The 14,851-nt window shown below is 42.2% G+C and carries 14 protein-coding genes; 5 read left to right on the top strand and 9 right to left on the bottom strand.

All coding sequences use genetic code 11. The features are described from left to right. Window positions 1–2 precede the first annotated feature (2 nt). Window positions 3–1,460, top strand: a complete 1,458-nt coding sequence (gene mdsC / locus ACLD3P_RS03010; RefSeq protein WP_411006310.1) for a multidrug efflux transporter outer membrane subunit MdsC — start codon at window positions 3–5, stop codon at window positions 1,458–1,460. A gap of 313 nt (window positions 1,461–1,773) precedes the next feature. Here the strand turns inward: mdsC and ACLD3P_RS03005 are convergent, their stop codons facing one another. From ACLD3P_RS03005 to ACLD3P_RS02990, 4 genes are all read right to left on the bottom strand, one after another. After that, window positions 1,774–2,118: a GrlR family regulatory protein gene (locus ACLD3P_RS03005; protein ID WP_079981752.1), complete on the bottom strand. Its 345-nt coding sequence runs from the start codon at window positions 2,116–2,118 to the stop codon at window positions 1,774–1,776. Between the two features lie 177 nt (window positions 2,119–2,295). After that, window positions 2,296–3,000, bottom strand: coding sequence for a LuxR C-terminal-related transcriptional regulator (locus ACLD3P_RS03000; RefSeq protein WP_079981751.1), 705 nt, complete (start codon window positions 2,998–3,000; stop codon window positions 2,296–2,298). Further along, a complete protein-coding gene (locus ACLD3P_RS02995; protein ID WP_079981750.1) occupies window positions 2,990–3,472 on the bottom strand; it encodes a CaiF/GrlA family transcriptional regulator in 483 nt (160 codons plus the stop codon). Before ACLD3P_RS02995 ends, ACLD3P_RS03000 begins: the two co-directional genes overlap by 11 nt. 78 nt (window positions 3,473–3,550) lie before the next feature. Further along, window positions 3,551–3,985 (bottom strand): hypothetical protein, encoded by a 435-nt coding sequence (locus ACLD3P_RS02990; protein WP_239699242.1) that lies wholly within the window; start codon window positions 3,983–3,985, stop codon window positions 3,551–3,553. Window positions 3,986–4,497: 512 nt separating this feature from the next. On the opposite strand from ACLD3P_RS02990, the gene ACLD3P_RS02985 reads away from it, so the two are divergent. From ACLD3P_RS02985 to ACLD3P_RS02970, 4 genes are all read left to right on the top strand, one after another. Further along, entirely contained in the window at window positions 4,498–5,088 is a 591-nt protein-coding gene (locus tag ACLD3P_RS02985; RefSeq protein WP_079981749.1) for a fimbrial protein, read from the top strand. 84 nt (window positions 5,089–5,172) lie between these two features. Then, entirely contained in the window at window positions 5,173–7,638 is a 2,466-nt protein-coding gene (locus ACLD3P_RS02980; RefSeq protein WP_411006341.1) for a fimbria/pilus outer membrane usher protein, read from the top strand. A 36-nt stretch (window positions 7,639–7,674) separates the two neighbouring features. Further along, window positions 7,675–8,385: a fimbria/pilus periplasmic chaperone gene (locus tag ACLD3P_RS02975; protein WP_172497051.1), complete on the top strand. Its 711-nt coding sequence runs from the start codon at window positions 7,675–7,677 to the stop codon at window positions 8,383–8,385. Between the two features lie 32 nt (window positions 8,386–8,417). Next, window positions 8,418–9,374: a fimbrial protein gene (locus ACLD3P_RS02970; protein ID WP_131046268.1), complete on the top strand. Its 957-nt coding sequence runs from the start codon at window positions 8,418–8,420 to the stop codon at window positions 9,372–9,374. Window positions 9,375–10,178: 804 nt separating this feature from the next. Here the strand turns inward: ACLD3P_RS02970 and ACLD3P_RS02965 are convergent. From ACLD3P_RS02965 to ACLD3P_RS02945, 5 genes are read right to left on the bottom strand one after another with little or no spacing between them, the layout of a single operon-like run. Continuing rightward, on the bottom strand, window positions 10,179–11,000 hold the full coding sequence (locus ACLD3P_RS02965; RefSeq protein ID WP_131046269.1) for a prepilin peptidase: 822 nt from the start codon (window positions 10,998–11,000) through the stop codon (window positions 10,179–10,181). A 12-nt stretch (window positions 11,001–11,012) separates the two neighbouring features. Further along, window positions 11,013–12,041, bottom strand: a complete 1,029-nt coding sequence (locus ACLD3P_RS02960) for a type II secretion system F family protein (RefSeq protein ID WP_038390572.1) — start codon at window positions 12,039–12,041, stop codon at window positions 11,013–11,015. After that, window positions 12,025–13,554 carry an ATPase, T2SS/T4P/T4SS family gene (locus ACLD3P_RS02955; protein ID WP_079981743.1) on the bottom strand — a complete coding sequence of 510 codons (1,530 nt, stop codon included), beginning with the start codon at window positions 13,552–13,554 and terminating at the stop codon, window positions 12,025–12,027. The genes ACLD3P_RS02960 and ACLD3P_RS02955 overlap by 17 nt, the downstream gene beginning before the upstream one ends. Further along, window positions 13,551–14,033, bottom strand: coding sequence for a hypothetical protein (locus tag ACLD3P_RS02950; protein WP_079981742.1), 483 nt, complete (start codon window positions 14,031–14,033; stop codon window positions 13,551–13,553). The genes ACLD3P_RS02955 and ACLD3P_RS02950 overlap by 4 nt, the downstream gene beginning before the upstream one ends. Next, on the bottom strand, window positions 14,021–14,848 hold the full coding sequence (locus ACLD3P_RS02945; protein ID WP_131046270.1) for a hypothetical protein: 828 nt from the start codon (window positions 14,846–14,848) through the stop codon (window positions 14,021–14,023). The genes ACLD3P_RS02950 and ACLD3P_RS02945 overlap by 13 nt, the downstream gene beginning before the upstream one ends. Window positions 14,849–14,851: the final 3 nt, after the last annotated feature.

The raw sequence follows: 14,851 nt of genomic DNA, 5'->3' as shown, positions 1-14,851 counted from the left end.
TAATGAAGATCACTTTTACAGGCTATCGGCAGACCGCCACGCTGGCGACGCTTGCTTTCGTCACCACGCTTGCTGGCTGTACGATGGCGCCGAAGCACGAACGCCCCGCATCGCCGACTGCGATGGTCTATCCCTACGCAACGTCAACCGTTTCTGGCGCGCCGGATGCCGCTGACATTGGCTGGCGTGATTTCTTCCACGATCCGCTTCTACAGGAACTGATCGCGATCGCGTTACGCAATAATCGGGATTTACGCAAGGCAGGGCTCAATGTTGAAGCCGCCCGGGCGTTATACCGTATTCAGCGCGCGGAGATGCTGCCGACGCTCGGCATCGCCACCGCCATGGACGCCGGTCGCACTCCCGCCGATCTCAGCGTCACGGACGAGCCTGAGATTAACCGACGCTACGAGATGGCTGGGGCGACGACGGCCTGGGAACTGGATCTCTGGGGGCGAGTGCGAAGCCTTAGCGACCAGGCATTAGCCGCCTATATGGCGCTTGATGAGACGTACATTGCGGCGCGAATGAGCCTGGTTTCCGAAGTCGCCAGCGCCTGGCTGACGCTACGGGCTGACCGGGAGCTGCTGCGCTTAACCGAGGATACGCTGGCCGCGCAAAAAAGTTCATACACATTGACAACCCAGCTTGCCCGGACAGGCAACGCCACACAGCTCGATCTGCGTATGGCGGAGATCGCGCTGCGTTCTGCCGAAATCAATCGCGCGGCGTATACGCGACAGTTGGCGCGGGATCGTAACGCGCTGGAATTGCTGTTGGGCCAGCCGCTCACGCCTGAACTGTCGCGTCGACTAAACGAAGCGGTCACGCTTACGGAAGGCGCGATCCCGACCACATTGCCAGGCGGATTACCGTCAGATCTGCTGGTACGCCGCCCGGATATTCGCGCCGCCGAGTACAGGCTGCGTGGCGCAAACGCCCGAATAGGCGCAGCGCGCGCCGCCTTCTTCCCGACAATCAGCCTGACAGGCACGGCGGGAACGGCCAGCGCGTCTCTTAGCGGACTCTTTGAACCGGGATCGGGAAGCTGGCGTTTTCTACCGCAAATCACCTTGCCTCTCTTTCACGGCGGCGCATTACGCGCTGACCTGGATAGGGCGCATATCCAAAAACAGATTGAAATCGCCAGGTATGAAAACGTTATTCAGCAAGCCTTTCGCGACGTGGCGGATGGTCTGGCGGGACAGCGTACGCTGAATGACCAGGTGCAATCAGAACAACGCGCGGTTGAAGCCAGTCAAATCGCCTATGAGCTGGCCGGACTCCGTTTTCAGGAAGGCATCGATGACTACCTTACGCTGCTTGATACCCATCGTATGCTTTATGGCGCGCAGCAGCGCCTGGTACGCACACGTCTCATGCAACAGTTGAATATCATCAGGCTGTATAAGGCCTTAGGCGGCGGCTGGAGAGAATACAGCCGGGAAAGAACAGGTTAACCAAAGATAGCGCACGCATCGACAGCGCGGCGCGTGCGCTAAACGGAATACATTGCCTGCCGCTCCTTACTCTATGAGTAGCAGTGAGCTTATCAGCAGCCCCGCTATCTGGGGCCAACTAAGGTAGATTGGTCATTCGCCCAGCCCACTGTCTATGTAAGAAGCGACATGATAGAAATCATGGTGCTTACTTCGCATCCGGACAAATAGGGGAGCACCATAACCTTTGCATAAGGAAGACACCTAGAGGTTTATGATTTCTTAAAGCAGTCAGTATCATCATGAAATTGATCCATGTCACTCTCTTTTCACGTTACACCTGGTCACTCTTAAGCATGGGCATTAAAAAACTGGCACACGCATCAATGGTAAGTTCCGGGTATTCCCTGACATAACCATGAAGCATGTATTGTCCTTCTGTTTCATTTGAATATTGCATTAAGAGTTCCAGTTCATAGTCATTCTCTATACCCAGAACAGAAGGTATACCGTCATAATAGCGGGTAATTCGTAAAGTCATCTCCGGACGGGCCAGTTTGCCCTGATAAACAAAACCGATATCCCCACCATTAACCAGCCCACAACAAAGAACTAAAATACCTTCGCCAACTGAGCCTCTATTACTGTTGAATGCCACGTGATACACACCATCTTTCATTTTTTTCTCAACTGATCAAATTTACTGGTAAATCCCTGCCTCGTATCTACTCAGCCCTTCCATGTTCTACTGATTCATAATGCGGTATTTATACTCACAGAAAATTATCTCATTCTGAATATAGATAAAAAACAGATATTTGCTGTTCTTTTTCCAGCACGAGACAGTCCTGTTGGTTTATTTTCTCTCGAATGAATATTGCTGAAGCGTTATTCTTACTAAAATCCCTCGATAAATATTGTAGTTGCCTGTTTCTATTCCAAGGAGAGCTAGCCCTTTATATTTATGCACACTAACATTTCTTGTTGAAATATTCAACAACTTAGCAATCTTCTTGGCTGATAAGCCATGTGATAGCATGATCAATATTATTCCAGATTGTTCATCCAGGCCATGACGGGAAAACATTTGGTATAAGTACCCGTTAAGATGGTATATCAACTCATCAGCACTCGATATTTCTGATGATACCGTTCTATGGTGTTGGATTTTTTTATTAGTCCTTTTAATCCTTACAAAATTTGATAACATCATCTGGGTTTGTATAAGCGATTTATCCTTCCATGGATAGAATATTATATTACCGATTAAGAAATATAAAGGTATCATTCTATCTGCATAGTTAAATTTTTGTCCAAAAAATAGCACAGGACGATGTTGCAAATAGGGTCCAAGCAGGGATATTAAAAAAACACTTTCATGAGGATGTATCCCCAGAATGACTGATGCAGTCGTGTATTCTGACAACAACTCGACCAGTTCCTCTGGTGAAAAACATGTCATAATATGAGTTTTTGGTGATATATGCGCATACAAGCCCGCAATCGCATAAGTTTCTGGCCATCGCAAAGAATATACAATAATACATTGATTATAATTCATCGTCTCCCTCCTTCTTTGCACGCCGCATTGTAATAAGCGTATCCCAGATGTTTGCCCCGCCAGACATACCGTTTCCTACACGTGAACGATAGGCCCCCATAACGCCTCGTTCACCTTTAGGCGGGGCTCTTTCTATACTCTGGTCCTGCGATTCTATAATGACATTTTCTACCCATATTTCATTGTACAGATGTTGTTTTCCTTCCCCGGAAGATATCTGCTGGCGCGATCGAAAATGGATATGCTTTGGACGGCGCGTCATGTATGAAAGCTGAAAGGATGCCCTTCTTACTGGCATCGAAAAAGCATGGGCAATATCATTACGATTAATCCATCGGTTTTGTTGCTGGCACCATAAAGCAATTATTATATAAAGTGGTTGTTTGCTATATTGTGAAACACTTTCAGGTATAATTGTATTTTCATGGTTGCTTTGATTTGGCTTTTTCAAGTAACGCCCTTTATTATTCATATTTTTCGCTCCATGGTGTAAATTGCTGCAAAATTTAATAAACTACGATTTTAGTTATTTTGGACGTAGTGAGCCATGCTACATCTTGTCTGGGTTAAATCTAAGGGTCAGATTTAAGTTGGCTTCCCGATCGAGCTCAAAATCGGATGGGGATACAATCCGGGTGTTATCAATTAAATACCGAATCAAAACGTACAAAACCGGCATACAATATATATCGCCTTTCATTCCTTCTTTGGCTATCTTTTTACCACTTATTTTAAAACAACTAAAAAGCTCTTGTCCGTTTAATTGGCTAATGATCATATCGGTGAGGAAATTTATTTCAAGCTTACTACTCTCAGGACATAACAGTAACTCCATTAATTTCAGTAGTCGCTTTATCTTTCGGTCTCCAACAGACTCTCTCCATTGATAAAAACTACCTACATTCATGTCACTTAGTAGCATTTTTGCGCGATGAATTACCTCAAGCCAAAATGCCTCTAATTCTTTCTGTCTGACATCGCTCATCAAACACCATTTACTCACAAGACAATAAAGCCCCCTTAGGAAATATCCTATTGACGTCAGGGATAATATTTAAAGCAAAAAATATCTATCGAAATGATAGCCAATATGCATCAATAACAATCATAGAAAGTTTTGTGACTGCGAATACACCTCTTAACGTCAAAATCCCCCGCTATAAAAGGCTTCTTCATAGCCTGAACTGCTACGCCAGTTATTGCAGAACATCATTGTAAATTACCAAATTTATCATAACCACAGGCTGATAAGTTATCCAGGACAACATCATCGGCATAACTATCTATATGTTTATAAATGATAATTTTTATTTTCGCGAATGCTTCAGGGGGTGATGATTAGCCTTTTACTCAGTATTTTCGATCGTTACGATATAATTTTCTTGCTTTAAATATTATATAAAAAATGCTTAGGATTTTTCTCAAGTTGACGAACTTTCGTCTACAGAATAAATGTCTACAACATATTTGTTCTTCTCTTGAACGGAATAGCTATATATGAAAGCAAATAACATAATCTTGTCAGCAGTTATTACTGGTGTTCTTACAGGCAGTACGGCATTGGCGGCGGCTCCTACAGGATCTGATTTTGGCCATGGAACCTTGCACTTTACTGGTAGCGTGATTAACTCTCCATGTAGTGTAGCTCCGGGAGATGAAGATATTAACGTTTCGTTAGGCCAGGTTGCTAACAAGGTCTTAGAAGCCGGCGCTGGCTATTCTCTCACACAGCCAATAACAATTCATCTGCAAAACTGTGACTTAACTGCGCATTCTGGAGTAACCAGTGGATCAGCAACAGTTGACTATCCTGCATTCTCTAAAGTTACTGTTCAGTTTGGTGGAACAGCAGACGCCACTCAGTCTGAATTGTATGCAAATACCGGTACTGCACAAGGTGTAGGTATTCGTCTGATGGATACCATGGCGGGTAATGTAACACTGAAAGCAAATGATTCCTCTGCGGATCATAGTCTGACGCCAGGTGACAATATGCTGAAATTTGGTGCCCGTATTGAGAAAAATGGTAACGCTGTTGCGACAGGGACTGTTGCTGCCGATGTCACTTATGCGCTGAATTACAAATAATATTTCTGTAGTTATTAACTCTAAATACGTCAAAATAAGATATTTGTTCCAAACAATATAAATAAGATATATTTATACATGAGTATTAAACCTTCATATCTCGCATTGCTGTTGGTAATTTATTTTCCTGTGGTGCATGCACAGAGTGTTGAGTTTAATACTCATCTTTTAGAAACAGATAACAGAGCTAATGTGGATTTATCCGCTTATTCCAGGGAAGGATACGTAGCGCCTGGAGAATATCTGCTCGATGTTGTGGTCAATGGCAAGGAAATCAAAGAACAGCAAATAGTGAACTTTTATCTCAATAATGATAAAAGTAACAGTTACGCTTGTCTTACACAGCCATTGGTTGATTTGATAGCGCTTAAAGATGACGTCAAAAATAATCTTTCTTTTTATCCCGGAACGCAATGTGTTCATCTATCCAACGCCGAAAGACATGTTGTGTATTCGCCTGACAGCCAGACATTATCTATTACTGTTCCGCAAGCCGATCTTCTTTACCAGGATGATGAATGGTCTCCGCCAGCTCAGTGGGATAATGGGATAAATGGTTTTATTTTTGACTATAATCTGCTTGCCAGTCGTTACATGCCACATCAGGGTAACGTAAGCAGTAATTACAGCTTATATGGTACGTCAGGGTTAAACCTTGGCGCCTGGCGTTTACGTTCTGACTATCAGTACAATACGACAAGGGGAAATGGTAACAATGCGTCTTCATTAACCTTGCCACAGACCTATCTCTTTCGCCCTCTTCCTTCACTACAGGCCAGACTGGTAATGGGGCAAACGTATCTGAACTCTGATATCTTTGATTCGTTTCGTTTCGCCGGGGCATCGCTTAATAGCGATGAACGCATGTTACCACCGTCGTTACGGGGTTACGCTCCACAGATAACCGGTATCGCACAAACTCATGCTCAGGTCACCGTATCGCAAAACGGGCGTATTCTCTGGCAGTCACAGGTGCCAGCAGGTCCGTTTATTGTCCCTGGACTAAGTGAAACGGTTCGGGGAAACCTTGATGTTACCGTCCGCGAAGATAATGGACAGATTCGTACCTGGCAGGTCAATACCTCCAGTGTCCCGTTTCTTGCCCGTAAGGGAAACGTGCGTTTTAAAGCTGCGGTCGGAAAACCGTTAACATGGGAAAATAACAGCCATACCGTGGAGCCACTGTTTACTACCGGCGAGATGACATGGGGAGCATTCAATGATACCTCCCTGTATGGCGGCTTTATTGCCAGTAATGGTAGTTATCGCGCACTGGCGTTGGGTATTGGCGAAAATCTGGGGGTACTCGGCGCTGCATCATTTGATGTTACGCAATCTGTGGCACAGGTGAGCAACCAGCCTCAACAGACGGGTTATAGTTACCATTTTAATTATGCCAAAACCTTTGATAAAACCGGTAGCACCATTGCGTTTGCGGGCTACCGTTTTTCAGAAAAGAGCTTTATGTCAATGAGCCAATATATAGACCGTTCAAGTGGCTATAGTGACTCACTGGCAGAAAAACAGAATTATATCTTTACGTTCAATCAACCCATTAGCTCACTGGGGCTGAACGTGTTGTTCTCCATGAGTCATCAGAACTACTGGAACAGCGCTGCCAGTGAAAACTATACCGTCTCATTAAATAAAATTTTTAATCTTGGGCCTTTCCAGGGGGCAACCGCCTCCCTGTCTCTGGGACGGAATCGTACCTTACTCAATGAACAGGACAATCAAATTTATCTCTCGTTAACCCTGCCGTGGGGTCTGCAACGCCAGATCAGCTACAGCGTGCAACATGACAGTAATGGGCGCATGAACCAGACTGCGACTCTGTATAACCGGCCATCAGATAAAACCGCCTGGAGTCTGGGAGTGGGTCAGCAGCGCAATGATGGTCAGAAGGGAACGTTGCTGAACGGCAATATTCAGACAGCTACGCCGTACGGTCAGGGTAATGCAAACCTCAGCATACAGAGTCAGGACTATAAAAATCTTGGGCTCAGCTGGTATGGCTCATTCACGGCCACGCGTTATGGCGCTGCCTTCCATCAGAGTATGGCGGAGAATGATCCCAGACTGATGGTTGATACCGGGAATGTGGCGGGTGTGCCAGTTGATAATGATAAAGGTATTACCAACCGTTTTGGTATTGCGGTGGTACCAGCAGGCTCAAGCTATGAACGCTCAGATATTGCAGTTGATATTACTGCTTTGCCTTCGGATATCAGTGTTTCGGGAAATGTTATCAGTAAAGTGTTGACCGAAGGGGCTATCGGATATAAGAAAATTTTGGCAGTAAAGGGAGGCCAGTTAATAGGAAGCATCCGTCTGGCAGATGGTTCATTTCCACCTCTCGGCACACAGGTGAAAGGTGATAAAAATAAAATTCTGGGAATTATAGGGGATCAAGGGTTCACCTATCTTTCCGGTATCAGTGAAGCAGATCGTCATGATGCTAAAGTCGTCTGGTCGCAGGGACAGTGTACATTACAGCTGCCTGAAACCGCAGATTTAGCGTCAGGCGTATTGCTATTACCTTGCCATTAATGGAGATCATGAGTGTTATCTACATGTCATTACAAAATGTTAGTGTCATTCGCTGTCGGTTTCACACTACTGAACAGCAATATTGTAAATGCAGCTATAAATGTTGATCGTACTCGGATAGTGATGGGAGGAGAAGATAAATCACTCGCTGTCACATTAACTAATCAGAGCAAGTCTCAGCCTTATCTCGCACAGTCGTGGATTGATGACGCCAGTGAAAAGCGCTCCGAATCCTACTTACTGGTGCTACCGCCATTACAGCGTATTGATGCCGGTAAAAAGGCCCAGGTGAGGATTGTGGCATTACCCGGAACCGCGTCCTTAGCCAAAGACCGTGAGACACTTTTCTACTTTAATGTCAGGGAAATTCCGCCGAAAAGCGACAAAGAAAATATACTGCAAATCGCCTTACAGAGTCGATTAAAGTTGTTTTACCGACCTGATGGTATAAAGAAAAATGCCAGTGAACGTTCGGAAGAAAAGGTAACAGTAACACGTCATAATGATAAATTAGTCATAAACAATCCTACACCATATTATATTACGCTGGGTTATCTGGGAGTTGATAATAAAGGTAGCTTTCCTGGATTTGACAGTCTGATGATCGCACCTTTTTCGTCTCAGAATTTTCATGCAAAATGGCATGGTGATACATTACAAGTGGGCTACATTGATGATTTTGGTGGACTTCATGTAAATCAGTATCATTGTGCTGGATCATTATGCAGTCTGAAAGGAAAACAGTAGTGCAACTACATTATTAATCCCGGGAGAGATACATGATAAGAGTTCTTATATTATTTATTGTTATTGGTGGGGGGTATTTTACTCTTTTTCCAGCCAGAGCTGATGGCTGTTACTTTTCTGGCGGAAATGTATCTCTTGGTGTTCCTGAAATGTCAATTCCTGCAGATACACCCAATGGGACTGTGCTATATACTTCGCCGAAAATTACCAAGAAAGTCACATGCGATCTTTCCTATAGTCCTAAGCCAACCAGTATCAACTTCGTGACAACTGCTGATTTTAATAAATTTACTAGTCAGAATAATGGCGTGAAATTTACGCTCTATATTGACGGTGTGCCATATGATAAGCAGATGACCCAATCTATAGGTAGTTTATCTGCTGGTTTCTGGCAGGCCTTCAGCAAAGACGTATCTATTTGGTTTGATATTAAAGTGGATACCAGTAAAGGGAATATTCCATCTTCAGGGACATATTTATCTGGTGGATTCGAAAGTGTTTATCTTATACAAGGTACTAATTACGGACTCCCCAGGGGGATTATTTCACTTTCAACACCCAATATAACCTATATTCCCTGCATGATGGCAATATCATTGAACCCTGATACCATTGATTTTGGGGCAGTCAAAGCCAGTGATTTAAATAAAGGTATTGACATTCAACGCAGATTTACCACCTTAATTCAAAAGAATAAAGGATGCACATCTACCGTTAATACTCCATTTAGCATTAATATGTATTTTGAGCCAACGGCTTCAATCCTCAATGCTGATGGTTCATTAAATCTTAATAATGGGCTGGGATTGTCTATTTCAGACATATCCGGAAAATATGTACCCTATAATACGGCCTGGAAGTTAAATGACGTGAGAGTTGACTCTGTGATAAAAAGCAATTTTACCGCACATCTGAAAAAAATTTCTGGCCAGGATGTTAAAACCGGGCCTTTCAGTGCTGACGTGGTTGTTAGAATAAATTATTACTAAGATTCAAGTTTGAACTGTATTCTGGACAGCCAGAAACCGTCTTAAAAGCTGGCTTCCCGTTACTTATATCAATCCTGAAAGAATCGCTTCGAATCTTATGCTTCATCGCATCCGGGGCCAAACATCAGACAACACGATATCAGATACCGTCAGTGGTCCGTCTCGGATGAACTGATGCACAAGTCGGGAATGAACAGAAAGCAGCCCCTGTGTCTAAAACAGATAAATAGAATTATGAGATTGTTGGAAAGGAAAGAGGATTTCATTCCATAGCAAAGATTTTCACAATATAGTTTATTGAACTAATAATTTCATAACGAATATTTATGAAATATCCCCATAAATTCTTAACTAATCATATTGCAAACAAAAACTAAAACAGTTAACAGTTTTACTGTACACACCTGTAAATACCATGAGGTACAATTTATAAAATCATCAAATACAGCACAAATGCAATAGTTCCAGCTGTACCTCCTACAAGCATGAATGATGCTATTACTAACAGTTCTCGATTTGTGAATTTAATCTTTCTTAGAAAGTATTCTCTGTTATTATTTGCCGCCATCCTCTCGTAAACTGAATTACGATTTATATAGATTATTTTCGCCATAACATTATCCACTGATTCATTTTCTCTACGTTGGTAACATGCTCTACTCTTGCGAAGAGCTATCTTCCGACCTGATTTTTCAGTACACTGTGTGTGACTAAATGTGCATCAATATAACTGAAGTATTATGCATACCTCGAATTAAAGAATTAAATACGTTATTTTATTCACATCATTCCCGATCTGGGTATTTATCTTAGAAGCACAGAGAGATAGACAATCAACAAAGCAACCGCAATCGCTGGCCCGAATGGAATGAATCTATTTTCATCTATATCCTTCGTTAATTCATTCGATACATATATTTTTTTGACATACAATTGCCATATCCCTGCCAGACATAATCCAGCAATTGAGGATATTAGCATAACAAAAGGGAAATTGAGGCCTCCAGCCCAAGGGACAACAGAAAGATAGAACTTAATATCCCCCATTCCCAGTATTTGTTTATCAGAAAATGATTCGTAGGCAAAAACAATAATAGCAAAAATCAGGAAATAGATGACAAGTCCTAAAGCATCATAGATTATATTGCCATATAAATAACTGTAAACAACCCCACCTCCAAACAAAACCAACAACAATCTATCTGGTATGATATAATATCTGAAATCTATGATACTAATAACATACAATAAACAAAATAAAAAAACTGACAGCAAAAATAACACTATATCTGTATTAAAGAAGAGCATATAAAAACAGATAAAAGTAATAAACGTTGCGCCTTCTGTCACAGGATAAAGGACGTTAATTCTTTCATGACAAAAACGGCAACGTCCTTTAAGCAGAATATAAGAAACCAATGGAATATTGTCCCTGGCTGGAATACTGTGTTTACAGACAGGGCAATGTGACGGTGGAAAAGCAACCGACATTCCGCCACCATGGCATGTATATGACAACGGAATTCGGTATATCACCACATTAAGAAATGATCCTACACACAATCCGATAACAGAAACCATGATCAGATCAAACCAAAAATAAAAATGTACTATTACATCTGTCATCTTTACCGCCTGTCAGAAACTGGTCATTTTTGATAATGTATCAGACAACGCAAATAATGCGACGAACACCCATACTACACATCCGCCCAGAACCAGTGTTGACAATGATTTCAGTAGCCCTGATAACCGCGATATTGCCTGAGCCAGATCTTTTCGAGCCTTGAGAGCCACTGCAGCCAGAACATCTGAAAATGATGGTAGACCAGAATAAATACTGACATTCAGAATTTCTTCTTTTCCGAGTAATCCTGTATTAAGCGCATCTTTATAGGTATCCCCACGAGCCATATTATCTAGCATTGTGTTGATATGCGCATAAAGCCATCGGTTAGCATTCTGACTCAGTACAGTCAAACTATCGTTAATCGGCACTTTGTTTTTGAGCATTGATGAAAGATTACTGATAAACACAGAGCAGACCATTTTTTTATAAATTGAAAAAGGTATGATACGATCCAGAACATTATTGCGTAAATTACCTGTAAGGTTATTTAAGAGTAAAACGATTATTATATACGCAGCTATAAAAAATATCAGAAAATAAATCCATAACCCGTTATATAGCGATGAACCAAAACTATATAATACTTGCGTAACAGTCGGCCATCGCTGCGTAGGTATCACCCGTTCAAATGCAGGAAATACTTTAACTGCATAGCCTGAAATCACAACCAGCGCGAGAACCAGCATAATCAATGGGAAGGATACTGCTTTAGCTATACTGGAGGTCAGCTCTTTGCGATAATTAATCATTTCCGCAATACCCCGGAATCCGCTTGACAACGAACCACTTTTCTCAGAAGAAAAGATTACGCTGAGTTCGTCTTTAGGTACAAGACCAGCAAATACAGCATTAACTGATTCACTTTCAGCCATCCGGTTACTGATAAGATCTAACTTTCCAATAAACCCTTTTCCAAGAAGCCCTTTTCCTTCATCACGTAATTTCTGAATAGAATCATATAAGGGAATACCCGAGTCGATCATATCCGCACAGAACTGATACAGGTATAATCTCTGCTTTTTAGTAAGCTTTCTCAATCAGTACCTCCAGATCTTTTTCTTCAACTTTACCAAACTCCATACTGAACCAGGAAGCACAGACATTCCCCTTGAGAACATGATGAAAAGCCTTTTCTTTCAGATCAAACCCTTCAGCAATCCCGCTGCTTGTAAAACGCTTTTTCCTCCAGATCGTATATGCTTCCAGCCAGTGACTTTCAGCAATTGCTTTCAGCTCATCGTACGTGGGGCGCATATATTCGATTACCAGTTGCCTGCTCTTCAGACCGGTATAAAAACAATGTTCGCATCCTTCTTCATTCAGTATAAAGACAGGAAAATGTCTTCCCAAAACAGTATAAGTATTTTCTTTTTTACAATGATGGCAGAGTACCGGTAACAATTTTTGGCATTGCAATCCGGCAATAAATCCAGGAGTGGATAACTTATCTGATGAAACACCCAGCGCAACGAGACGCTGTAATAGCGTAACAATATTCCCGGCATGAACAGTAGTAAAACAGTAATGACCGCTTTCCACAGCCCCCGCCAGGGCATTAGCAGAAATATTATCCCTGATCTCCCCAACCATCAGTACATCAGGATCGCGACGGAGCGCAGACTTAATTGCTGAATGGAATCCCCCACCATCCACATCCAGTACAGAACTTTGTTTAGCCCCCCAAATCTGATATTCCACCGGATCTTCAATTGTCAGAAAGCAACCTTTACCTGAATAACGGTTTTTCTGTAGCCACTCCATCAGGTTTTTCAGCGTAGTTGATTTCCCTGATCCTGTCGTACCTGCAACCACGTAAACACCATACGGGTTACTCAGAACTCTCTTAATATCTTCAACCTCGTCACCAGAAACCCCCAACTTTTCCAGAGAAGGGATCGTCGAGTTACTGACGCCAGCGGGAATAATACGAAGTACACAGTGATAACATGATGTCGTCTCACCAAAGATCGGAAAATGTGCATACCGGAAACGAAAGCTTTTTCCTCCCAGAGAATATAAAATATTGGCACTCTGGGGAACAGAACGGTTCCAGGTTGTCTCTTTTGTCGAAGCCTGTACGTTGTAAAGCACAAAACAAAGTTCATCACATTTTGAAGACAGAATCTTTGAATGCGGGACCAGGACGCCATTTACCCTGAACTCTACACTGGCAAGCTGATCGTTTCGGGTAATATGAAGATCACTGGCCCCGGCATCCACAGCCATCTGTAACAATCTCTCGAGATCTGCTTGTACCGTACTGACGACACCTTCTCTGACAGAAAAATTCTTTTTAACGAGTCTTTCAAAGATACTATAATAAAGGTTGTCCTTTATTAATACTATGCGACTAATATCAATATCACAGCAGAGATTCAGATATAGGATACTTTGCTGAATTTCAGCGAGATCGCTCATATTCAACTGATGAACCATCAAACTGAATGTGCCATTATGCTCACCGACCAGCAGTTCCTCCTCTTTAAGGCTGAATTGCCAGTCTGATAATAAGTCTCCATTATCAAGGTGAAGAAAGTCATAATAAATCATTGCTGATACTCTTTAACCTGATATCTACCTGCACTGTCCATTATCAGGATATAGTTTTTACCACCGGATGAAAAACGCTCTCCCCTTGAAAGATAATGTTTATTGCCACCCGCTGATACCAGCACCTTCGTTAATCCTCCTATTTTTGACACGAGAATAACATTAGGCTTGCTGACTACCTCACGGGGAGCGCTGGTCTCCGTCATTGTTGGCATAACAGGAGAAGTTGCAGTTCCCCTCAATTTTTTGAGTTCACTTCTCAGCTTTTCCAGAGCAACTTCATTTACCAGCTGACGTTTCTGTTTTTCAAAATAAAGATTATCCTCCATAATTTTGACAAATTCATCCTGTTGCGCATTAGAGTTATCCCCATCGACAGAAGCATCTTTTATTTCCGGTGTTGTCGGAGACACTTCTGCAGACGCAATCTGTGCCCCAATAAAGAATACCAACAAAGAGGTCAGAATTATTTTTTGCATACAAAGACTCCTTTCAAAATAATATCGGTACCGGTTTTTACCGATTTTTCTATGTGCTGGACAATAAATAAATCCTTGTAAGGATTTCTTTCAGAAAAGAGATGCACATCAGAAAATCCATCCGGTACATGTACCTCAAATTCTCCGGTAAACAGGCCGTAACTGTCCCTGTATGCAGGAAATTGCTGTTCAGCATTCGCGACTGAAGAATAAGGAAGTTTTGATACTTTTACCCTGTCAGACTGCTCCATAACTGAATTATATCCGTAGAGATAATTCAATAGATTGCTACATTTCACTACGTCTAACTGGACTCCTTTGTTCATATTCTTTAGAAGTCTCGAGTCACCTGATTTAATCATGACATTCTCAAAGTTAAGCGTATTTTCAGTGAAACTGCCCTCATAACTGGTGTTAAAAAAATTTTTGTCAGTTACGGAAAAAACGAACGTATCATTCAGTTCATAAATAAAACGGCATGAATAATTTGAACAGGAGTAGTCAGTTTCTGTAAATCCAATCAAACTAAAAGGGAGACGACTACGCTCAATCTCTCTTATCACGCCAGGCAACTGATTAAGGTCAACACCGGTAAAGGCGTTACGATAAAAAGTTGTTATACTCTCCTGAGTTCTTTTGATCTTCTGCCGTTCTACTTCAGCAGCTGCTTTCTTATCATTAACTTTCTTTATATAAAGCCCGCCCCCCGCTATGCAGATAGCAGTGACGAGAAAACCAGCCAGAATAACAACTCCGTTTCTTCTTGAGCCGCTCTTCTTCAGTTTTTTTTTCCAGAATATCAGGTTTTCTTTCATATT

The organism is Salmonella sp. 741265073_HBA (assembly GCF_046569105.1).
Lineage (GTDB): Bacteria > Pseudomonadota > Gammaproteobacteria > Enterobacterales > Enterobacteriaceae > Salmonella > Salmonella enterica.
The sequence above is the reverse complement of the archived record's forward strand: the minus strand, read 5'-3'. Positions and strand labels throughout refer to the sequence as shown.